Here is a 21,334-nt window from a genome sequence, read left to right on the forward strand (position 1 = left end):
TCTCCTCTCCAGCTAAATAGTCTCGACAGTCATATTGCTATTAGTATAGATACAAATTTCGGAAGCAATCTGTAGAGAAATGCGAGCAATATCTTCGGCTTCTTTATCGGTTTCTCTCCAGAGTGCTTTAGCAGCTGCCAGAGCAAAATTCCCTCCCGAGCCAATGGCTGCTACCGGTTCATCAGGTTCTACCACATCGCCTCTTCCAGAAATGATTAAAATATGTTCTTTGTCCATAGCTAAGAGAAGAGCATCTAATTGTCTCAAAACTTTATCAGTTCTCCAGCTCTTGGCTAGCTCAATAGCAGCACGGGGAAGATTACCACTATAGTAATTAAGTTTTTCTTCCAGGCGCTCAAGAAGAGTTAGTCCATCTGCTCCACTACCAGCAAAGCCAGCCAGGACTCTATCTTGATAAATACGTCTAATTTTTCGTGCTCCACCTTTTAGTACGGTTTCATTCATCGTTACCTGCCCATCACAGGCCATGGCTGCCTTACCATTCTTTAAAACAGCAATCACCGTAGTTGACTTAATCATCATTTTTCACCTTCTTAGCATGAGGATGAGTTTCTTGATAAATCCTCTTCATTTTATCCCAATTCAAGTGGGTATAAATTTGAGTGGTGGAAAGACTGGAATGACCCAGGGCTTCCTGCACCATCCTTAGCTCTGCTCCCCCTCCTAAAAAGTGGGTGGCAAAACTGTGACGGAAAACATGAGGAGAAATTCTTTTTCCACCTAACCCGGCCTCTTTTACAATTGTTTCTAAGATTTTTCGTGCTCCTCGAGGAGTTAAAGGAGCGCCTCTCTGGTTCAAGAACAATTCTTCCCGGGGAAAAGGGCGATGGTTTAGATATTTTCTTAAAGCTTTTTGAGTGCTTTCATTGAAAGGAACCAATCTTTCCTTTCCTCCCTTTCCTTTCACCTTTACCATTTTACTCGTTAAGTCAAGATCTTTGGTTTTTAATTCAGTTATCTCACCAACTCTCAAACCGCTGGAGTAGAGAAGCTCAAAAAATGCCCAGTTCCTGAGTGAAGGAAAATCCGACTTTTCTCGCGCTTTTTGTTTTAAGTAATTGAGTAAAAATTCCATTTCTCCTACAGTCAAAAAATTAGGCAGTTTCTTTTCCTTATTGAGTTTTCCCAATCCATCGGTGGGGTCACAATCGACCATACCCCGGCGGCGAAGAAAGCGATAAAAAGTACGAAGAGCAGAAATACGATTGGCTTGAGAAATCCTTTTGAGCTGATGATGAGTTTTGAGATAGGCTAAAAAATCGGCTATGTCCTGAGTTTTAGCCTCAACTAATGTGAGATTTCTCTCCTCTAAAAATTTAGAGAATTGACGCAGTGTTCTCCCATAATTATCTACTGTATGAGGAGAATACCTTCTCTCTTTTTGAAGATAATCAAGAAAAATATGGATAATTTTTTCATTCGCGGGAGAGTTCAATAGATATGGGCACCCCCTCCCAATCTCCTTCCTTTCGGATTAATTTTTCTATGCGGTTAACTAGAAGTTCTTCTTCTCTTTTTGTGCCAGAAAAATTGACCGACAAATAAAAACGCGGAGGAGCAATATCTTTTTGATGCATATAATAGGTGCGGAAGGTTCTGCCCCCCACTTTCCAGCCTTCCTCATTTATTTTTTCTCTTATTTTTTCATTCAAGAAACTAGTTTTTATCCTCTGATAATAACGAGTGGCAATTCCAGCAAGGACAGATAAAATATCCGAAGAGACAGAAGGAGAAAAAGCAGATCCAACCAGAAAGGAAGCATAATTCAAGAAACTCAACTCTCGGCGAACTTCTTCTACCAATTTTTTAACTTGCCATTCAGAATGATGGTTTAAAACCAAATCGCTTTTATTAATAAACACCAAACATCCTTTTTTATCTTCCTTTATTTTTTGAGCAATTCTTTTATCCTGGCGAGTAATCCCTTGAATAGGATCAATCACCAAGAGAGCAATAACAGCATCCTGCAAGCTTTCCTCAGTCCTCAAGGCAGCATAAAAATCAATTCTCTCTTTAATTTTAGATCGAGCTATTGATCCTGGAGTATCCATCAGCTCGTAGTAACCAAAGCTAGTATCTAAAGTGGATAAAAGCGCGTCTCGAGTGGTACCCGGAATATCGCTTACAATGGAACGTTCTTTTCCTAAAAGAGAATTATAGAGTGCAGATTTGCCTACGTTGGGTTTCCCCACAATAGCCACCGGAATACGGTGTCTATCAAAGCAAATTTCTGTGTTTCCTACTATCAGCTCAGCAATTGTTTCGCGAAGTTGTCTGAGACCATCTCCGTGAGTAGCAGAAATTTGTATAATAGGTTCAAAACCCAGGGAAAAAAACTCAGCAGGCGGGGCTTCGCTGGTCATCCCTTCTCTCTTATTAATTACTATTATCACCGGGCTCTTAATTCTTCGCAGGCGAGAAGCCAATTCCCAGTCTATGCTGGTAAGGTTCTCCCTTCCGTCTAATACCCATAGAAGAAGATCGGCTTTCTCCATTACCTCCCAGGTTTTTTCTTCTATTTTCTTTTGCATCTCATTTTGAGAGTCTACTAAAATTTCTAACCCCCCGGTGTCTACCAGCTTTATTTTTTTTCCCTCTATATCTACTATGTTTTCCAAAAAATCCCGAGTAACTCCGGGGTGAGAATCAACTGTAGCTACTCTCTTCCGGGAAAGATGATTAAATAGAGTGGATTTCCCCACATTTGTTTTCCCTATGATGGCTACCATCGGCACTTTTTCTTTCATAAAAGGAAGCTTCCCTTGCTTTTAATTTTTTTACCACATCCTCCACCGAAAAATGAGGAGTAGAAGTTCCACTTACCACTAGTATTCTATCCTCTTTATCCCCATACCCTTCTTCCAGTTCCTCAACTCTTTCTACCCAGATAGATTCTATCCCTAATCTCCGGGCAGTAAGAAATAAGGCTTTAGTGTTAGAACTATTTTTTCCTCCCACCACCACTACTTTATTGACTTTATGAAGTTTGATACTTTCTACTAAATCTCTCTGTCTCATCTCTGTTTCGGCACACAAGGTATCAAAAACCTCGAGATTCAGGTGAGTAAATTCCTCTTTTATTTCCTGAGTAAATTCCTCTTTTATTTCCCGGGGGAAGGTGGTTTGCTCCACCACTGCTAATTTTTCCTGAGGAGAAAAATTCCTCAACTTTCCCCATTCTTCTTTTTTTTCCAGAACCAGAGCTTTTTGAGAAATAAAGCTTAATAGAGCTCTTACTTCAGGGTGTTTAGAGCTACCTAAAATAACCAGATTATACCCTTTTTTTTCTAATTCTTGAGCTAAAATCTGCACCTTCTTTACTCGAGGGCAGGTGGTATCAATAATTTTTACCTGGCGGCTCTCCAGAAATTCTTTAATTCTTTTCTCCAATCCATGAGAACGAGTAACCACTAAAGAAAAAGGAGGTATATCTTCAGGGTCAGTAACTATTATCCCTCCCTCCTCTTCCAGCATTTTGACTGCCTGGGAATTATGAACCAGTTCTCCTAAAAAATATACCGGTTTTTCCCGGGAAAGAGCACGAAGGGCTAAATCAAAAGCTCTCTTTACCCCAGGGCAAAAGCCTACCCTATTTGCTGTCCATACTTCCATTTTAGTTTTCCACCAGTTTATAAAGTTTTTCTACTACTTCATCTACACTCAAAAAAGAGGTATCTACTTCTATAGCATCTTCCGCTTTTTTCAGAGGAGCGTCATCCCGGGTAGAATCGATAAAATCTCGCTCCAGCACATTCTTTAAAACTACTTTATAATCTACATTATTCCCCTTATCTTTCCTTTCCTTCCACCGGCGATAGGCTCGGATTTCAGGACGAGCAGTGAGGAAAATTTTCAGGTCTGCATCAGGTAATATTACTGTTCCAATATCCCTTCCTTCCGTGACAGAAGGACGAGAAAGAGCGATTTCTCGTTGCACAACACACAAATAATTTCTTACCTCTTTTATTTTAGCTACTGGAGAGACCAGAGCATCCACTTCAGGTTGACGAATATCTTCAGTTACTTCTCTACCATTTAAAAATATCCGAAATTTTTCTTCCCAGGAAACCTCCAGTTTTATTCGAGAAAGTACAGATGTAAGAATCTTACAATCTTCCAATGGGATATTATTTTCCCAAAAATAAAGAGTTATCGCTCGATACAGCGCTCCGGTATCGAGATAGAGATATTTTAAACTTTGAGCCAATTTTTGAGCTACTGTGCTTTTTCCAGCTCCAGCAGGCCCGTCTATGGCTATATATTTTTTCATCTTTCTCTTATCTCCCACTCCTTGTAACCAATTTTTTCTAAGTCAGAAAAGAAACCAGGATAGCTTATTTTTACACAATCTATGTCTTCCACCACTAAATCTCTTTCTCCCGTTATTCCTGCCACTACTAAGCTCATGGCTATCCGATGGTCTCCATAGCTATTAACCCTTCCTCCCTGGAAAACACAAGGTCCCTGAATCAAAAGTCCGTCTTCTCTTTCCTCTACCTCCGCTCCTAATGTTTTCAATCCTTGAGCTATGGCTTTGAGACGGTCAGTCTCTTTTACTCTCAGTTCTTCTGCTCCAGAGATAATAGTAGTTCCTCGTGCCTTAGCAGCTAAAACTGCAATTATAGGTATTTCGTCAATCAAAAGAGGAACTAAATCTTTTCCAATTTTTACCCCTTGTAAGGAAGAAGATTCTACTTCTATATCTCCCCGGAGTTCACCAAACTCTTCTCTTTTCCCAATTATCTTAAAATTTCCTCCCATTTGCCGAAGGCAGGTCAAAAATCCTGCTCGAGTAGGGTTCAATCCTATATCTTTAATTAAAATGCGAGACCGGGGTAAAAGAGTGGTCAGAGCAATTAAAAAAGAGGCCGAAGACAAATCGCCAGGAAGTGATAAATAAGAAGCAGAGAGAGAAGAAGGAGGATTAACCTCAATTACCCCACCTCTTTTTTCTATTTTAACCCCTGAGTAACAGAGCAGATTTTCAGTATGGTCTCGAGAGGGTAAGGGTTCTTCAATAAAAGAGGTTCCTTCTCCTCGGAGAGCAGCAAAAATTAAAGCCGACTTGACCTGAGCACTGGGTATAGGAAGACGATAAGAAAAAGCTTTCACCCTATTTTTACCTCGCACAAAAAAAGGAGGAAAGGAATCCCCTTTTCTTCCTCCCACTTCTACACCGGTTAAGCGTAAAGGTTCCATAATTCTCTTCATCGGGCGTCGACGAAGGCTCTCATCTCCAGTAAATATGGTAAGTCCTTCTATCCCGGTGGCTATACCCGCTAAAAGCCGCATAGTAGTTCCTGAATTTCCAGTATTAATAACATCTTCCGGTTCCTGAAGTTTTCCTAAACCTTCACTTTTAATTGTAACCCTCTCTTTTTCTTCCTCCTTAATTATTTCCACTCCCCATAGCTCAAGACCTGAAAGAGTAGAAAAACAATCAGCACAAAAAGAAAAACCATCAATAACCGTCGTTCCTTGACTCAGAGCTCCTATCATAGCTGCTCTATGGCTTAAAGATTTATCTCGAGGGGCACAAATTTCCCCTTCTACTTTTTGAGAGAAGGGATGAATTAAAACTTCTTTCACAGATTTTCCCTCCGGCTCAGGTCTTCCCTGAGTGAAGACGCTTTTCCCAGATAGAGGTGATGGATATCAATTTGGTCTTTATCGGTATAGGCTAAAACCAGGAAACGAATACATTTTTCCAAAGCCCCCTCTACTCTCATTTCCTGAGCACAAATAAAAGGGATGTAGCGAAACTCATCTCTTTCTCTAATAGCTTCAGCAGGAAAAGTGGAATGTAAATCAGGAGTGGCGGTGATAAAAACTGCTACTATTTCTGAAGGAGAGATATTATTTTCTCTCAAAAGGAGGTCAAACAGTTCCTTAGCGGCTTTTTTAATTTCCTCCTTGTCATCCTTTTCTACTACGGTTGCTCCTCTTATTCCTCTAACTTTCTTTTCCATTTCAATATTCAAATCCTCGTCGAGCAGGTATTCCCTTATTAAAGGGATGTTTAACCAGCTTTATTTCTGAAACCAGGTCAGCAATGGTGATCAACTCTTCCGGTACTTTTCTTCCCGTTATGATTACTTCCACCTCGGGGTTCTTTTGCTCTAAAGCTTCTCTGCACTCCTCCCAGGTTAAAAGATGATAATAGAAAGCGTAAGGTAACTCATCTAAAATCACCACATCGTATTCTTTTTTTTCCAGAGCTTCCCGCACCATATGCCAGCCTAAAAAAAATTCTCTCTGATCTTCAGGGGAAACTTCTCCACGTATGAATTCACCACTGCCAAACCGGTAAACATCTACTCCCGGTAAAAGTTGCAAAGATGCTAATTCCCCGGTAAACTTGTTTTTAAAGAATTGTACAAGAAGAACCTTCATTCCCTGACCTGCTGCTCGCAAGGTGGTTCCCAAAGCAGCGGTAGTTTTACCCTTTCCTTCTCCAAAATATACCTGAATTAACCCTGATTTATCTGCCAAGTTTTTCCTCCTGATATTTCTGCAAAAGCTGGACTTCTTCATCGGAGAGGAAACGCCATTCCCCGGGAAGAATATTTTTGTCCAACACCAAAGGACCCATACTTATCCTTATTAATCTTAACACGGGATGCCCCAGATAATCAAACATTATCCGGATTTCATGCTTCTTTCCTTCCAAAAGGGTGACCTCTACCACGCTACAGTTAGAATAAATCTCTTTGATTTCACCTCGCCGAATGCGGTAAGGGATATCTTTAACTGTAATTCCTTTTTTTAAAATGGAGAGCCCTCTCTTTTCTATCTTTCCCTCTACATACACCAGGTATTTTTTTTCCACTTCAAACCGGGGATGAGTAAGAAAATAGCTTAAGGCACCATCGTTTGTGAAAAGCAATAATCCTTCACTTTCACTATCTAATCTTCCCACCGGGAAAACCCGGGTAGTTACCCCGGAGAGAAGATCCGCAACCGTTCGCCGCCCTCGCGGATCATATAGAGTAGTAAGATAGTCTCGCGGTTTATATAGTTCTATATAAACCAATTCTTCTTTCTTTACTACTTTATTTTCTACTTTTATTATCTCTTTTCCACTTACTCTCTCCGCTGGATTGGTGGTTATTCTGCCATTAATGGTAACTTTGCCTTCCTTTATTAATTGGTCACACTTCCTACGGGAGGCTACTCCTGCCCGGGCTAAAAATTTATTTAGTCTCTCCATTTTTCTTTTCCCAGAATAAATTCTTTAGCCTTTCCAATTCCTCTTCACTTCTTATTCCAAATACTTCTAAAAATTTATCAGTAGTTTTATACAAGAAAGGCTTGCCCGGGAGGTCGCTTCGTCCTGCTATAGCTATCAACCCTCTTTCTAAGAGAGTACGGATAGTCTGTGCTGAATCCACCCCTCTTTTTAAGTCGATTTGAGTTTTAGTAAGAGGCTGATAAAGAGAAATGATGGCCAGAGTTTCCAGAGCCTTTCGAGAAATGGTTTTAGTGCTGCTTACCTTCATCTTTTCTTTCAGTTCTTGACCATACTCTGGTTTGACTATCATCTGCCACTTTCCGTTTATTTCCCGGATAGCAAGAGCCCCTTCTCTTTTTTCGTATTCATCTTGAAGTTCTTGTAGAGTTTGAATTACAGTTCTCTTGTCTGCTTCAGTTAGCCTTACCATTTCCGAGCAGGATACCGGATGGGGAGAAGAAAAAAGTAAAGCTTCAATTAGGTTCTTTAACCGGAGGATAGGTTTTTCCAAAATATATTCGGCCATCTTCTCCCCTTCTCATTTGCAGTTCCTTTCTAAAAACTAAATCCAGCAAGATTAAAAAAGTGGCAATAGTGGCTTTTCGATCTGGGCAATCATAGAAAAATTCATCCATATCCCGGAATTCTTTTTCTCTCACCATTTTTTTAATTACCATTTTTCTCTCACCCAATAATTTTTGAAACTGGGAGTCCAGTGATACATCAGGAGGAGGAGTTTCCGGAGTTAAATAAAGCTCATAAAGAGATAAAAGTTCTGCCAGAGTTAATTTTTCTATCTCTTTAACTTCTCTATTTTGAATAGCCTCCCATCGTTTTTCAGGGGCTTTCAGAGTGTTTTCCTCTCGCTCCTCCAGGCTAGAAAGAAGCTGAGTAAAGAGAAGAAACCTTTCTTCTCTTTCTTGCAATAGATTAGCCTCTTCTTTTTCTTCAGTCTCTTTTCCTAATGCTTCGTCTAATTGATTTTCTAAAAAGGTGAGAATTTCTTCCCACACTCCGATGCATTGAGGAAAAGGAGTTTCTTGGAGAAGTTTCTTCCACTGAGATTCAGGATTTAAAATCATATTTCAATTTCATAGCATCTTTGGCTTCTTCCAAGGTAGCTCGAGCTAATTGGCGAGCCTTTTTGCTTCCTTCCCAGAGAATCTCTTTAACTAAATGTTTTTCTTGTTGATATTTTTCCCGGTGAGGAACCACTTTTTCTAAAAATTCCACCATCAATTCGCCCAACTCCTCTTTACAACTCACACATCCCCACTTCCCTTCCCGACAATCTTTTTCTATCTCTAAAACCCGGGGATTAGTAAGAAGGCGGTGAAGAGAAAATACATTGCATCGCTCAGGATGTCCGGGGTCAGATAAACGTATTTTTTCTGGATCGGTAAACATGGAGTGAACTTTCTTTTTCACTTCTTCCGGAGGTTCAGAGAGCCCGATATAATTATTTAAACTTTTGCTCATCTTTTTCCCATCTATACCTAGAATGCGAGGGGCCTCAGTAAGCAAAGCTTGTGGCTCAGGAAAAACTTCCCCGTATAAATAGTTGAAACGACGGGCTATTTCCCGAGTAATTTCTATGTGGGGGATTTGATCTTCACCTACCGGTACCTTGACTGCTTTATAAATAAGAATATCAGAAGCCATGAGTACTGGGTAGCCTAAGTGTCCATACCCTACTACCTCTTTGAGACCCATATCCTGAAGTTGCTCTTTAAGGACCGGATTTCTCTCTAGCCATCCCACCGGGGTAATCATAGAAAATAATAAGTGAAGCTCGGCATGTTCTGGAACCCAGGACTGAAGAATTAAAACACACTTTTCTGGATCAATCCCCACTGCCAACCAATCAGCAGCCATTTCTATAATATTATTTTCTAGTTGATCGGTATCTTCAAAAGAAGTAGTTAAAGCATGCCAATCAGTAATGCCAAAAATACAATGGTATTTTTCTTGCAGTTCTACCCAATTTTTCAGTGCTCCAAAATAGTGACCAATATGCATTTTACCAGTAGGTCTCATTCCGCTGAAAATGGTTTCTTTATCTTTCATGCGCCTCATTCCTCCAGATTTTTTCTACTAATATTTCCTCTTCTTCCCTGCTTTTAACTAAGCCATCAATTCTTGCCAGTTTCAACTCTTCCAGAATTTTAGCATAAATCGGCCCAGCGGGAATTCCTTTTCTCCTTAAATCTTCTCCTGTAAGATAGGGAGTAATTTTTCTCCATTCTTTCAAATATTGCTCCACTCTCTTTCCAGGGAGGGAATCCTCTCCCCATTTAGCCTCAAGGAGGAGTAAAAATTCATCCCCCAGGGAGCGTAGAAGGAGATAAGCTTGAGAATCAGGTAACGTCTCATCAGGAAGTTTTTCTTCTAATTCCTCTTTTTTATCTAAGTAAGTACTAATTTTGCGGATAGAAGCTTTAGAAAGGGCTAACCTTTCTTTCAGTTCTCCTAAATAAGCGGGATCCATTTCTCCCCATAAAGGAGAAAGTTTAGCCAGAAAGTAATCCAAAGATAGAAAAGAAAACCGGTCTAAGAGTTTCACCAATCTTTGATAAACGGGTTCAAACTCTCTTCTCCAGGTGCTTCCCGGAAAGATATAGGGAAACATATCCAATTGATATAAGCGCTCTAACAAGCGATAAAAGTCAGGTAAACGTAAAATGAGATTAATTTCTTCCTTTAACCGATCCGGTTTAATTTTATTCAATAACCCTTCTCTCACCGTTTGTTTGAGTAAACTCAAGGTAAAGGGTTCTATTTCGAAGCCATACTTCTGCTCAAAGCGAACAGCACGGATAGCACGGGCGGGATCCTCGACAAAACTGAGAGGATGAAGCACTCGCAAAGTTTTATTTTCTAAATCTTTTAATCCCCCAAAGAAGTCGAATAAATCTCCCCAATCATCTGTCCCGATACTAATAGCCATGGCATTGATGGTAAAATCACGGCGAAATAGGTCTCGCCGCAAGTTACTGTATTCTACATGAGGAGGAGCTCCAGGAGAGTCATAATATTCTGAACGAGCAGAAGCAAAATCCACTCTTCTTCCATCTTTCAGAAATAAAATAGCCGTACCGAAAGGAGGATAAGAAACTACTTTACCCTCTAACTTTCGGGATATGGTTTGAGCTAATTCTATAGCATCTCCCTCCACTACTATATCTAAATCATAGCCAGGAAACCCCAGAATTATGTCTCTAACTACTCCCCCTACTAAATATGCTTTTGCTCCCGCTCTTTTAGATTCATCACCAATAAAGTGTAAAAGCTTTAAATCGAGAGGGGAGAAATGGAGATATAGCTTTTCAGCCAGGTTAAGACGAGTAAGCTCTTGCACCACCGAATTTTCCCGCTGATGCAAAACTCGTAGAAGATCGCTTCGGGTTATGATTCCTAAAAGAGTATCTCCTCTTACCACCGGTATTCTTCCAATATCTTTTTCTACCATCAAATTACGAACTTTAAATATGGAATCTTCTGGATCCACAGTAACAAGCTGGGAAGACATAAAGCTCTTTACCGGGGCGTTTTGTAAACCATGACGAAAGGCCTTTTCCACATCTCGTCGAGCAATCATACCCACTAATTTTCCATTTTCATCCACTATCGGTAATCCAGAAAAGCCAAACCGCATGAGAATTAGAAGAGCCTCACCAATGGTAGTAGAAGGAGAAATTACTTTTACCGGACAGGACATAACTTCCTTTGCCCGGGTAAAAGAAAGAGAGGCTGATAGAGCTTCTCGAATCATTTCTTCTACTTCCTCTATTTTTTTTCCTTTGACAGTAAGAGAAGCGGCACTATGATGGCCTCCTCCTCCCATCTTTCCCAGGATTTTCGCTAAGTCCACTTCTTCTAAACGACTACGAGCAATGACATAAACTTTATTTTCTGTCTCCATCAAGACAAAAAGCAGTTCAATCTCTTCTAAGTCCATTAATTTATGGACCAGTAAAGAAATACCTTCTACATACTCAGTTAATTTCATCCGGCAAAAATGAACGGGAATTCCTTCTATTTCCTCTACGTGGAGCAAATTAATCATCTTTTTAAGAGTTTCCCTCTGTTCCGGAGTAAGTTGAATGCCAGTAAAACGATTCACAAAGCCCACTTTAGCACCCTGTCGGAGGAGAAAAGAAGCAGCGGATAAATCTTCAGCTCGAGTGGTGGAAAAAGTAAAAGAACCAGTATCTTCATAAATGCCCAAAGCCAGAAGAGTAGCTTCAAGTGGAGAAAGAGCTATTTTCTGTTCCATTATTTTTTCCACCAAGATAGTAGTGCAGGCACCATATTCTTTAATTATGACGACCCCTTCCTTTTTTTCTCCTTCAGAATTTTCTCCTTCAGAATGATGGTCAAAAAAGACTACTTCTACTTTACCATCCCTGATCAGTTCTCCTGCTTTACTCAAGCGCTCCCAATAAGTAGTATCAACTACGTATATTTTATTTACTTTTTCCCAGTCCACTTCTTTTTCTTTGAGAATTGGAAAAAAATTACCATAGAGAGAGAGGAAATGACGAACGTTGCGATTAGCTGTTCCCCAGATAACCATCTTGGTTCCGGGAAAGAGCTTGGTAACCGCAAACATGGAAGCTAAGGCATCGAAATCTGTTCCTTCGTGACTAACTACGATTTGCATTTTTACCCCATTCTTCTAAAAAAGAAGAAAATAATCTATGGAGAAGAGGTTGAAGAGAAGCAGCGGTCTGTAGAACTTCCTGGTGGTGAAGAAAAGAACTGCTCATACCTGCTCCCCAGTTGGTAACTAAAGAAATTCCCCCTATTCTAAGACCTAAAAGAGAAGCCAATTTTGCTTCTTTCACTGTAGACATGCCCACCATATCACCAAAGCGGGATAAGAACCGAACTTCAGCCGGGGTTTCAAAAGAAGGACCTAAAACCCCTACATATACTCCCTGGTTAAGAGTAATACCTTCTTCTTTCCCTACTTTTTTAAAAATTTCTTGAATTTCTTTGTCAAAAAAGGGAGGAGAAAACAAAATTGGGTCGGGATAAAAAGTAAGGTCCACTTGGTCATCAATAAGAACCACGCTACCGGGAGGGAGAGAAAAAGAAAGGCTTCCTGCTGAATTGGTTAAAACAATAGCTTCTACTCCAGCCAGGCGAGAAAAAAGAACGGGAAGAGTTGCCTCAAAAAACGAGTAGCCCTGATAGAGATGAAGTCGACCGCTAAAAAGAAGAAAGGTAAGATTGTTTTTCTTTAATAAACGGAGTTTACCAGCATGTCCTTCTACCTCGGTAAAAAAAGGAATTCCTAAAGAAGAATAGGAAAATTCATTGATTAACTCTCCCTCCACTATTTCTCCCCAACCAGAACCAGCTATTATAGCCAATCGGGGTTTTTTTGAAAAAGAGGAGATGATCTCTTGAAACTTAAGGAGAGTTTTTTCCGGATAATATCTGGAAAGCAAAGCTTGTTCCCGGACCATTCCACTCCACCTCCATCATCTGAGCTATAGTGGCAGCAACGTCAGCAAAAGTTTCTCTTATTCCTAAAGACACGCCCTGAGAATAACAGGGGTTAAAAACTAACAGGGGAACATATTCTCGGGAGTGGTCAGTACTGGGAGTAGTAGGATCACATCCGTGGTCGGCAGTTATAAACAGGAACTCATCTTCTCGCAAAAAGGAGAGGAAAGAACTTAACTCTTTATCCCAGTCTTCTAAAGCTTGAGCAAACCCCCGGGGATTATTGCGATGACCAAAAATAGTGTCAAAATCGTTAAAATTAACCCACACCAGGTCTCCTTTTCTGCTCTTCTGCAATTCTCGTAAAACTCGAAACCCCTCCTCATTGTTAGCTATCTTTATATTCTCACTTAATCCTCTTCCAGCAAAAATATCCTGGATCTTACCTACTCCAATGTTTTTCTTACCATAACGGGCAAGGACATCGAGTATTGTATCTTGAGGAGGAGGAAGAGAGAAATCCCGCCGATTAGCTGTTCTTTTAAATTGACCGGGACGCCCCACAAAAGGCCGAGCAATTACTCGAGCTACAGCATGTTCTCCCTGCATTATTTCTCTTGCCTTTTGACACATTTTATAAAGCTCAGAAAGAGGAATAACTTCCTCGTGAGCTGCAACCTGCAAAACACTATCAGCCGAAGTATAAACAATGGGGTAACCAGTTTTTAAGTGCTCTTCTCCTAATTCTTCAATAATCGCCGTTCCTGAAGCAGGTTTATTGCCCAGTATTTTTCTACCCCAGGCTCTCTCGAGCTTTTCTATAACCGAGGGAGGAAAACCTCGGGGATACACCGGAAAGGGTTTTTCCAATATTATACCGGCTATTTCCCAGTGACCAGTGGTAGTATCTTTACCCGGTGATTTCTCTTTCATTTTCCCTGTAAAAGCCAGGGGATTTTCTATTTTTTTCACCCCCGGAATATCATCTATCCATCCTAAACCTAATTTTTCCAGAGCAGGGAGATAAAGTCCTCCTACTGCTTGAGCAGTATTTCTTAGAGTATGACTTCCTTCGTCACCATAAAAGGAAGCATCGGGCAATTCTCCTATCCCCACCCCATCAAGAAGAGCAATAAGGACTCTCATTCCTTTTCTTTCATCCACTCATAAATACCAATTCTCGTCTTAGCATCTTTTATTTCTTGTCGGTCTAACATTTCTTGAGCCTCTTTTCTGCTTACCTCTCGAAAATAAATCAATTCATCTTCATCCCCGGCTCGGGCCTCAACAACTGGTGAGGCATCTTTTGCCCTAAAGAAATGGATTATCTCACTGCTGTAACCGGGAGCTAAAACCAGGGGAAATAGATATTGCCAGTTATTACTGACAAAACCAGTTTCCTCTTCCAGCTCCCGTTGAGCACAAAAGAGTGGTTCTTCATCTATTTCTAAAGTTCCCGCAGGGATTTCCCATAACCACTCCTTAACTGGAGCACGAAATTGCTTAATTAAAAGAAGCTTGTCATCCTGAGTGGTGGCACTTATAGCTACTGCTCCAGGATGAACAATAAAAATCCTTTCCATTTTTTCCCGGTAAGTGTTTTTAACCACCTTAAAAATTCCGGTTTCTAAGAGCACTTCTTTGCTTATTTCCTGAGGTAAAGAAAAGCCATCTTCATTTTCTAAGTAAGGAAAAAACAATATTATTCCTCCTCTGGAGTCACCCATACGTGGTACACATTGACGTCTGGATTTTGGTTTAACTCTCCAATGATTTTTTCTGGTTCCCGGGTAGCTAATCGCATAACCACATAACGGTAATCTGATTTCTGTTGCTGGTAAAAAGTAGCTAAACTGAGAATATTAACTTCGTACTTTCTAATTACTCCTGTAACTTCATGGAGAACTCCCGGTCTCTGAGGGAGCTCTAAAGTCAAGCGAGTTCCCCCTTCCCTGACTCCCAGAGTCTCTACTAAAATTTCAAAAATATCCGACTCAGTAATTATCCCCACTACTCGACCATCTTCTACTACCGGTAAACCGCCAATTTGGTTTTTATTCATAATTAGAGCTGCTTCTTCAATAGGAGTATCAGGTTTTACGTAAACCACTTTCCTGGTCATGATTTCTGCCACACTCATTTTGCTTAAAAGATAGGTAATCTCAAATCGACTTAAAGCAGTGGCTTTAGAAGGGGAAGCCTCCAAAAGGTCATTATAGGTAACAATACCTACCAACTCCTCTTTTTCCACCACTGGTAAACGACGAATATTTTTGTCCTTCATGATTTTTTGAGCTTCTATAATAGTAGTAGAAGGAGGAACAGTCACTACCTCCCTATTCATCCGATCTTTTACTAACACTTACTACCCCTCCTTTCTTTTCAAAGCTCTTTCCCACTTCTAAAGCTTTAAAATTGACCGATAAGAGATTTGCCTTTTTCCCGGTTAAAATTTTTTCCAGAGCTTTCTCTGCTGCAGAAAAACTCACTACCGGCTTGCGAGCTATCAGTGCTCCCAGTATTACCATGTTAGTGGTTTCAGCAACTCCCACCTCTTTTCCTGCCAGTTCATTGGCTGGGACCTCTAAAATATCGATATCTTGACGAGAGCAATTTTCCCGAATTAAAGAAGAGTTAACTACTAAAAGTCCACCTTCCTTAACCAAGGGAGAAAAGCGATTAAAAGAAGGTTCGTTCATTACTATACAAATATCAGGATGGTCAGTCACTGTAGCTCCTATTTCCTCTTCAGAAATTATTACCGTACAACTGGCTGTCCCTCCTCGCATTTCCGGACCATAGGAAGGAAACCAGCTTACTTCATATCCTTCTATCATTCCAGCGGTAGCCAGCACTCTTCCCAAAAAGAGGATTCCCTGCCCTCCAAATCCTCCAATTAATATTTCATGATGCATGAGAGCTATCCTCCTTTACTTTTATTTCTCCTAAGGGAAAATAAGGTATCATTTTCTCCTCTACCCACTGCACTGCCTCCGGAGGAGTCATACCCCAATTGGTGGGACAGGGAGAAAGAATTTCCACCAGTGCAAATCCTTTCTTTTCTATTTGAGTGAGAAAAGCTTTTTTGATACACCGCTTAGCCTGACCAATTAACCGAGGGTTAGTAAGAGCTACCCGAGCGATGTAAGCGCTTCCCTCAGCCCGAGCTAACATTTCTCCTAACTTGAAGGGAAATCCCTGCACTTCTGTGTTTCTTCCTAAAGGAGAAGTGGTGGTTTTCTGTCCGGGTAAGGTAGTGGGAGCCATCTGTCCTCCTGTCATACCAAAAACTGCATTGTTTATAAAAAAAGAGGTAATAAGTTCTCCCCGGTTGGCACAGTGCACTATTTCTGCTGTGCCAATAGCGGCTATGTCTCCATCTCCTTGATAGGAAAAAACTATCCGGTCAGGAAGAGACCTTTTTATTCCAGTAGCCACTGCTGGAGCTCGACCGTGAGCCCCCATAACAAAATCAAGGTCAAAGAATTCGTAAATATACACTGAGCAACCTACTGGCCCTACTCCTATTGTTTTTCCTGCAATATCCAGCTCATCTATAACCTCAGCTATGAGTCTCTGAGCCAGGCCATGATGACAACCTGGACAATAGGTAAAAGGTTTATTAATCAGAGTTTTAGGTCTCTCAAAGATCGTTCTCATTTTCGACCCTCTCCTCTCAAAATATCAGCAATTTTCTGGAGAATTTCATCCACTGTAGGTATCATACCCCCTACTCTACCATAAAAATGCACTGGGGCTTTCCCTTCCACTCCCAATTTCACATCCTCTACCATCTGGCCCAAATTCATTTCTACAACGAGAACTTTACCCGCTTTCTGCGCCATTTCCTGTACTTCATTATAAGGAAAGGGAAAAAGAGTGATGGGGCGAATGAGGGAAAGACGCCATCCTTCTTTTTTCCCCTCTCTCACCACACTTTTTAAGATGCGCGCTACTGTCCCAAAACCTACAAGGAGCAGGTCAGGGTTGTCTTCTTCTCCAAATATTTCCCAGGCACTATCTTCTTCTGCCATCTGCTGGTATTTCCTTTCCAGTTTGCGGTTAAAATTTTCTAATTCTCGAGGGTCTAATTCCATACATAGGATAAACTTTCGTTCTCCCTCATTTTTCCCTTTTATTGCCCAATTTTTGGGAGGAAGAGAAGGTAGCTCAACTGCTTCCCAGGTTACTGGCTCCATCATTTGTCCCAGCATACCGTCTCCCAGAATTTTTACCGGGTTGCGATATTTATCAGCCAGGTAAAATGCCCGATGAGTTAAGCTTACCAGTTCTTGTACCGAAGAAGGAGCAAGCACTAACGTGCGGTAATCTCCATGACCCCCACCTCTTGTAGCTTGAAAATAATCGCTCTGAGCAGGCTGGATGTTACCTAAACCCGGACCTCCTCGGCTCATATTTACTATCACGCAGGGTAGTTCTGCAGAAGCCAGGTAAGAGATTCCTTCCTGTTTCAAACTAATTCCTGGCCCGGAAGAAGAAGTCATTACCCGCACCCCGGTAGACGCTGCTCCATAAACCATGTTTATGGCTGCTATCTCGCTTTCCGCTTGAAGGAAAACCCCTCCCACCTCCGGAAGACGCCGGGACAAATATTCACTTATCTCGGTTTGAGGAGTAATGGGATAACCAAAATAAAATCGGCAACCAGCTTGAATAGCTGCTTCCGCTAATGCCTCATTACCTTTCATTAAAATTCTTTCCATTTTTTACTCCCTATAAATTGATATGGCCACATCCGGACAAACCTGGGCGCAAAAAGCACAGGCTGTACACTTCTCTTCATCAACCATTGTAGCCGGATAGTAACCTTTAGAATTAAAATTATTCTCGATAGTTAATACTTTTTTAGGACAGATATTAACACACAAACTGCAACCTTTACAAAACTCTCGATTGATAATAACTTTTGCTTTAGCCATTTCTATCTACTCCTTTATTTCATCCATGGTAGATGCAAAAATCTTTGAATGCCAACCACTGCACTATCAAAAATATTCCAGGATAAATTTTCTATCAGATCTTCCCAGATACTTACAAAAAAAATGGGTAGATTCTCTTTTTGTGAAAAATCTCCAGCCTTTTGCCACCCCATTTTTAAGATTTCTCCATCAGTGTATTCTATAAGGTGAGTATTGGAAATAACAGAGTGAAACTCAAGATTTAAAGTAGTGTTAGCCCTTTCCATAAAATCAAAGTAAAACTCTTCTTCCGAAAAAGGACGACAGAAGTTGGTCACCAGTGTTAAGTGAACTTGTTTATTCTTCCAGAAAGATTGCAAACTCCGCCACAATTTCATACCTTTCAGGTCTCCCCCTAAGTCTACAACGAGGCGATGGGTTTTATTTATTTGGGAAAGAACTTCAGGAATTTCTTTATCCCACAGAGGAGTATCAGCGTATTTTCCTTTTCCCCCGGGTAAAATAGAAACCTGGCTCAAAAATCGTTCACTTCGAGCAGTAAAATCAGCTTTGGTAAAATCCAGATCTAAGAGATAACTATCCAGACCCAAAGAGCGAAAAAAAGAAGTTAGATTCAGAGCTATTTCCGTTTTCCCTACTCCATTAGGACCGGCCAAAACAAATATTTCTTTATCTTCCATCTCTTGAGATAAAAAACTGCTGTTTTTAAGTATTTGCATTCTGAGCTCTTTTCATCAAAGTTTCAGCGTATTGAAGAGCTGAATCATCCCGACCTTCGTCTCCCATCATCCGAGCCAATTCTTTAACTCTTTCTTCTGCGGAAAGAGAGAAAACTTCCACCCAGGTGCTTTCCTCATCTCCTCGCTTTTCCACTTTAAGGTGATGATGGGCAAAACAGGCAATTTGAGGTAAATGAGTGATGGAAATAACTTGATGCCCGATGGCAATTTTTCTTAGTTTATCTCCTACCCAGAAAGCAGTCTGGCCTCCTACTCCCTGGTCAATTTCATCAAAAACTAAAATGGGAATTTCTCTCACCTCTCTGGTCAGAGATTTTATAGCTAAAATTATTCGGGATAGTTCTCCACCAGAAGCTACCCGCTCCACCGGGAAAAGAGGTTCCCCTGGATTTAAAGAGATAAGGAAGGAGACTTCGTCGTCTTCCTCTTTCTTTTCCAATTCTATCTCCAAAGCCACTTTGGGAAAGGAAAGTTCTTTTAATTCTTTCTCTAATTTTTCTTTGAATATTTTAGCTGCTTTTTCTCGATGACGGAAAAGCTTCTCCCGTGCTTCCATTAAGTTTTTCTCTTTAATTTCTAACTCCCTCTCCCATTCTTCTAATTCCTCCAGCTCCTGATGTAGTTGAGAAAGCTTTGCTTTTTTTTCCCCAATAAAATGGATTAAATCTTTAGTGGTTAGACAATGATATTTCCTCTTCCACCTTTCGATTTCTGCTATTTCTTTTTCCAATTCTTCCACTTTTGAAGGGGGTAAATCGAAAGAGTCCTTGACTTTTTCTACTTGATAGAGCACCTCTTGTAACTCTAACTCTACATTTTTAAGGGTTTCTTCCACAGAAGGAGGAAAAAGAGCTAATTCATTTTTCCCTTCTAAACTCCTTCTTATCCTTCTCAAGGAAGATAAAAATCCTTCTTTTTCTTCACTTCCAGAAAGAAGAGATATAACCTCCTCCACTACTTCTCGGTACCTCTGAGAGTTAACAAGCCTTTGAAATTGTTCTTCTACTTCTTCAATTTTCTCGGGAGTCAAACCCATTCTTTCCATTTCTTCTAACATTTCTTTTATTTCTTCTAATTCTACTTCCTGCCCCCTTTTCAGTTTCTGGATTTCCTTTTTTATTTCATTTCTTTCCTCTCTAAGATGCAGGTAATTTTCCCGACCAAGTTGTCCCTCTTCATCCAAAAAAGAATCTAAAATAGCTAATTTGTTCTCGGGAGTGAGAAAGCGATTGTTTTCCCCTTGTCCGTAAATATCCACAAGATGAGAAGCCACCTCTTTTAAGGTAGTCAAGGTGACGCTTCTACCGTTGATACGAGCTTTGCTTCTTCCCTCTCTATTTACTTCTCGGGAAAGAACCATCTCCCCCTTTATTTCCTCGTTCCATCCTTCCTCTCTTAATCTTTCCTGTAAAAAAGGAGAAAAAGAAATGTCAAACCATCCTTCCACTCGGGCAAAATCACTTTCTCTTCTTATCCACTCTTCTCGAGGACGAGCTCCTAGAAGAAAAGAAAAAGCATTGATCAGAAGAGATTTACCCGCTCCAGTTTCCCCGGTAACCACATTAAAACCGGGTGCAAAGTCTATTTCTTGATAATCGACGATAACAAAATTTTCGATTCTTAGAGTTTTTAACATTCCTCCACTGGCTTTCGAATATCCATTCCCCAGGATAACTTACTGCGTAATAGAGAATAAAACGGTCTTTTGGGTTCCACATGAATTAAACGCACCGAAAAGGGAGATTTATTGACAGTGACATGTTCTCCTTTTTGTATAGAATAACCTCGTTGCCCATCCAGGGTTACCATGGTTCCCTCCTTTTCTGATTCCAGAACTATTTCAATAGTAGAAGAAGGGGCTACCACTATTGAACGGGCATATAGAGTATGAGCGCAAATAGGAGTTACCACCAAAAGTTCGAGAATAGGATGAAGTATTGGCCCACCGGCAGAAAGAGAATAAGCACTGGAGCCGGTAGGGGTAGCTACAATTAATCCATCAGCGGGAAAGGAGGCCAAAAATTCTCCATCAATGTAAGTGGAAAGACGGATCATCTGAGCAAAAGGTCCTCTATAGATTACCACATCATTAAGAGCAAAATCGGTATTAGAACTTCCATCCCCATAGACAATGCGACATTGAGCCATCATCCGCTCTTCTACCTCAAATTTTCCTTTTATCACCTCTTCTGCTGCTTGAAACATATTTTCCACGCTTACCTCGGCTAAAAACCCCAATCCTCCCATATCAATACCTAAAAGAGGAATCTCTAAAGGAGAATAAAGCCAGCTCGCAGAAAGGAAAGTACCATCTCCTCCTAAAACGAATACCACTTCTGGCTTTTCTTCTATGTGGGTTTCTCCTTCCACAATAAGGGTATTTATCCCTCTAGACTGGAGAAAATTGTCCAGCTCTCGGGCCTTGTCTCTCACTTTCTGATTTTTCTTTTTAATGAAAATATGTGCTGTACTTAAAACTTTATCCATCGTCCAATTATTAAACCCAAAATAAAAAATAAGCTACTGAAAATTACCACTCATCTCCAGGTAGAAGCACTACTAAAAGGAAAAGCTACCTGGTATAACTCATTACTTTCTCCATTCACCAGTATAATCGCTTTAGGGTGGTAAACCAGATAACACTCTAACAACTGTCTCCTCACCCGAGAATGATCAAAACGCAAATATTCACCGGTTTTTACTTCAGCCACATATATATATCTCTTCTTCCTCGACGCACAAGATAATCTGCTCGTATCTTACAAGGAATTTTCTTACCATTTACCCGAATAAAAAATTCTCTTTCTGGTTGCTCCCCTACTAATTTAAAACCACTATTTTCTAAAAGAGAAGCTGCTTCTCTTTCTGCCATCTGAGCTCGAGAGAGATAATTCTTTTTCTTCGGTGTCATTATCCAAGCTGATGAAACAGATATAGTAACCACTACT

Annotated in this window: 26 protein-coding genes; all 26 read right to left on the bottom strand. The window is 40.5% G+C overall.

Annotated features, from left to right (window positions below; translation table 11 throughout):
* Positions 1 to 12: 12 nt before the first annotated feature.
* From hslV to GXZ17_RS01360, 26 genes are read right to left on the bottom strand one after another with little or no spacing between them, the layout of a single operon-like run.
* Complete coding sequence (hslV, locus tag GXZ17_RS01235) at positions 13 to 540, bottom strand: ATP-dependent protease subunit HslV (RefSeq protein WP_409375504.1); 528 nt, start codon at positions 538 to 540, stop codon at positions 13 to 15.
* A complete protein-coding gene (xerA, locus tag GXZ17_RS01240) occupies positions 533 to 1,456 on the bottom strand; it encodes a site-specific tyrosine recombinase/integron integrase (RefSeq protein ID WP_409375471.1) in 924 nt (307 codons plus the stop codon). Before xerA ends, hslV begins: the two co-directional genes overlap by 8 nt.
* Complete coding sequence (gene der / locus GXZ17_RS01245) at positions 1,437 to 2,768, bottom strand: ribosome biogenesis GTPase Der (RefSeq protein WP_409375472.1); 1,332 nt, start codon at positions 2,766 to 2,768, stop codon at positions 1,437 to 1,439. Before der ends, xerA begins: the two co-directional genes overlap by 20 nt.
* Positions 2,701 to 3,633, bottom strand: a complete 933-nt coding sequence (gene ispH, locus GXZ17_RS01250) for a 4-hydroxy-3-methylbut-2-enyl diphosphate reductase (RefSeq protein WP_409375473.1) — start codon at positions 3,631 to 3,633, stop codon at positions 2,701 to 2,703. Before ispH ends, der begins: the two co-directional genes overlap by 68 nt.
* A gap of 1 nt (position 3,634) precedes the next feature.
* A complete protein-coding gene (cmk, locus tag GXZ17_RS01255) occupies positions 3,635 to 4,291 on the bottom strand; it encodes a (d)CMP kinase (protein ID WP_409375474.1) in 657 nt (218 codons plus the stop codon).
* On the bottom strand, positions 4,288 to 5,610 hold the full coding sequence (gene aroA / locus GXZ17_RS01260; RefSeq protein ID WP_409375475.1) for a 3-phosphoshikimate 1-carboxyvinyltransferase: 1,323 nt from the start codon (positions 5,608 to 5,610) through the stop codon (positions 4,288 to 4,290). Before aroA ends, cmk begins: the two co-directional genes overlap by 4 nt.
* Entirely contained in the window at positions 5,607 to 5,990 is a 384-nt protein-coding gene (gene aroH, locus GXZ17_RS01265; RefSeq protein ID WP_409375476.1) for a chorismate mutase, read from the bottom strand. Before aroH ends, aroA begins: the two co-directional genes overlap by 4 nt.
* A gap of 1 nt (position 5,991) precedes the next feature.
* Positions 5,992 to 6,513: a cob(I)yrinic acid a,c-diamide adenosyltransferase gene (locus tag GXZ17_RS01270; protein ID WP_409375477.1), complete on the bottom strand. Its 522-nt coding sequence runs from the start codon at positions 6,511 to 6,513 to the stop codon at positions 5,992 to 5,994.
* Positions 6,503 to 7,231: a pseudouridine synthase gene (locus tag GXZ17_RS01275; RefSeq protein WP_409375478.1), complete on the bottom strand. Its 729-nt coding sequence runs from the start codon at positions 7,229 to 7,231 to the stop codon at positions 6,503 to 6,505. The genes GXZ17_RS01270 and GXZ17_RS01275 overlap by 11 nt, the downstream gene beginning before the upstream one ends.
* A complete protein-coding gene (scpB, locus tag GXZ17_RS01280) occupies positions 7,215 to 7,778 on the bottom strand; it encodes an SMC-Scp complex subunit ScpB (RefSeq protein ID WP_409375479.1) in 564 nt (187 codons plus the stop codon). Before scpB ends, GXZ17_RS01275 begins: the two co-directional genes overlap by 17 nt.
* The gene (locus tag GXZ17_RS01285) at positions 7,726 to 8,334 is read right to left on the bottom strand and encodes a hypothetical protein (protein ID WP_409375480.1); all 609 of its coding nucleotides are present in this window, start codon (positions 8,332 to 8,334) and stop codon (positions 7,726 to 7,728) included. The genes scpB and GXZ17_RS01285 overlap by 53 nt, the downstream gene beginning before the upstream one ends.
* On the bottom strand, positions 8,318 to 9,319 hold the full coding sequence (gene trpS / locus GXZ17_RS01290; RefSeq protein ID WP_409375481.1) for a tryptophan--tRNA ligase: 1,002 nt from the start codon (positions 9,317 to 9,319) through the stop codon (positions 8,318 to 8,320). Before trpS ends, GXZ17_RS01285 begins: the two co-directional genes overlap by 17 nt.
* Positions 9,309 to 11,915, bottom strand: coding sequence for a CBS domain-containing protein (locus GXZ17_RS01295; protein WP_409375482.1), 2,607 nt, complete (start codon positions 11,913 to 11,915; stop codon positions 9,309 to 9,311). The genes trpS and GXZ17_RS01295 overlap by 11 nt, the downstream gene beginning before the upstream one ends.
* Positions 11,899 to 12,726: a purine-nucleoside phosphorylase gene (locus tag GXZ17_RS01300; protein ID WP_409375483.1), complete on the bottom strand. Its 828-nt coding sequence runs from the start codon at positions 12,724 to 12,726 to the stop codon at positions 11,899 to 11,901. Before GXZ17_RS01300 ends, GXZ17_RS01295 begins: the two co-directional genes overlap by 17 nt.
* Positions 12,671 to 13,852 (bottom strand): phosphopentomutase, encoded by a 1,182-nt coding sequence (locus tag GXZ17_RS01305; protein ID WP_409375505.1) that lies wholly within the window; start codon positions 13,850 to 13,852, stop codon positions 12,671 to 12,673. Before GXZ17_RS01305 ends, GXZ17_RS01300 begins: the two co-directional genes overlap by 56 nt.
* A complete protein-coding gene (locus GXZ17_RS01310; RefSeq protein WP_409375484.1) occupies positions 13,849 to 14,406 on the bottom strand; it encodes an NUDIX hydrolase in 558 nt (185 codons plus the stop codon). The genes GXZ17_RS01305 and GXZ17_RS01310 overlap by 4 nt, the downstream gene beginning before the upstream one ends.
* A gap of 2 nt (positions 14,407 to 14,408) precedes the next feature.
* Positions 14,409 to 15,068 (bottom strand): CBS and ACT domain-containing protein, encoded by a 660-nt coding sequence (locus tag GXZ17_RS01315; protein WP_409375485.1) that lies wholly within the window; start codon positions 15,066 to 15,068, stop codon positions 14,409 to 14,411.
* Complete coding sequence (locus tag GXZ17_RS01320) at positions 15,043 to 15,621, bottom strand: 2-oxoacid:acceptor oxidoreductase family protein (RefSeq protein ID WP_409375486.1); 579 nt, start codon at positions 15,619 to 15,621, stop codon at positions 15,043 to 15,045. Before GXZ17_RS01320 ends, GXZ17_RS01315 begins: the two co-directional genes overlap by 26 nt.
* Positions 15,611 to 16,366, bottom strand: coding sequence for a thiamine pyrophosphate-dependent enzyme (locus tag GXZ17_RS01325; RefSeq protein WP_409375487.1), 756 nt, complete (start codon positions 16,364 to 16,366; stop codon positions 15,611 to 15,613). The genes GXZ17_RS01320 and GXZ17_RS01325 overlap by 11 nt, the downstream gene beginning before the upstream one ends.
* Complete coding sequence (locus tag GXZ17_RS01330; RefSeq protein WP_409375488.1) at positions 16,363 to 17,430, bottom strand: 3-methyl-2-oxobutanoate dehydrogenase subunit VorB; 1,068 nt, start codon at positions 17,428 to 17,430, stop codon at positions 16,363 to 16,365. Before GXZ17_RS01330 ends, GXZ17_RS01325 begins: the two co-directional genes overlap by 4 nt.
* Before the next feature lie 3 nt (positions 17,431 to 17,433).
* Positions 17,434 to 17,646 (bottom strand): 4Fe-4S binding protein, encoded by a 213-nt coding sequence (locus GXZ17_RS01335; RefSeq protein WP_409375489.1) that lies wholly within the window; start codon positions 17,644 to 17,646, stop codon positions 17,434 to 17,436.
* 14 nt (positions 17,647 to 17,660) lie between these two features.
* Positions 17,661 to 18,365, bottom strand: coding sequence for a hypothetical protein (locus GXZ17_RS01340; protein ID WP_409375490.1), 705 nt, complete (start codon positions 18,363 to 18,365; stop codon positions 17,661 to 17,663).
* Positions 18,352 to 20,022, bottom strand: coding sequence for a DNA repair protein RecN (gene recN / locus GXZ17_RS01345; protein ID WP_409375491.1), 1,671 nt, complete (start codon positions 20,020 to 20,022; stop codon positions 18,352 to 18,354). The genes GXZ17_RS01340 and recN overlap by 14 nt, the downstream gene beginning before the upstream one ends.
* Positions 20,016 to 20,873 (bottom strand): NAD(+)/NADH kinase, encoded by an 858-nt coding sequence (locus GXZ17_RS01350; protein ID WP_409375492.1) that lies wholly within the window; start codon positions 20,871 to 20,873, stop codon positions 20,016 to 20,018. Before GXZ17_RS01350 ends, recN begins: the two co-directional genes overlap by 7 nt.
* Positions 20,874 to 20,923: 50 nt before the next feature.
* Positions 20,924 to 21,097, bottom strand: coding sequence for a hypothetical protein (locus GXZ17_RS01355; protein WP_409375493.1), 174 nt, complete (start codon positions 21,095 to 21,097; stop codon positions 20,924 to 20,926).
* Positions 21,085 to 21,297 (bottom strand): hypothetical protein, encoded by a 213-nt coding sequence (locus GXZ17_RS01360; RefSeq protein WP_409375494.1) that lies wholly within the window; start codon positions 21,295 to 21,297, stop codon positions 21,085 to 21,087. Before GXZ17_RS01360 ends, GXZ17_RS01355 begins: the two co-directional genes overlap by 13 nt.
* Positions 21,298 to 21,334: the final 37 nt, after the last annotated feature.

The sequence above is a fragment of the Candidatus Sordicultor fermentans genome, from assembly GCF_012728195.1.
GTDB lineage: Bacteria > Atribacterota > Atribacteria > Atribacterales > Caldatribacteriaceae > Sordicultor > Sordicultor fermentans.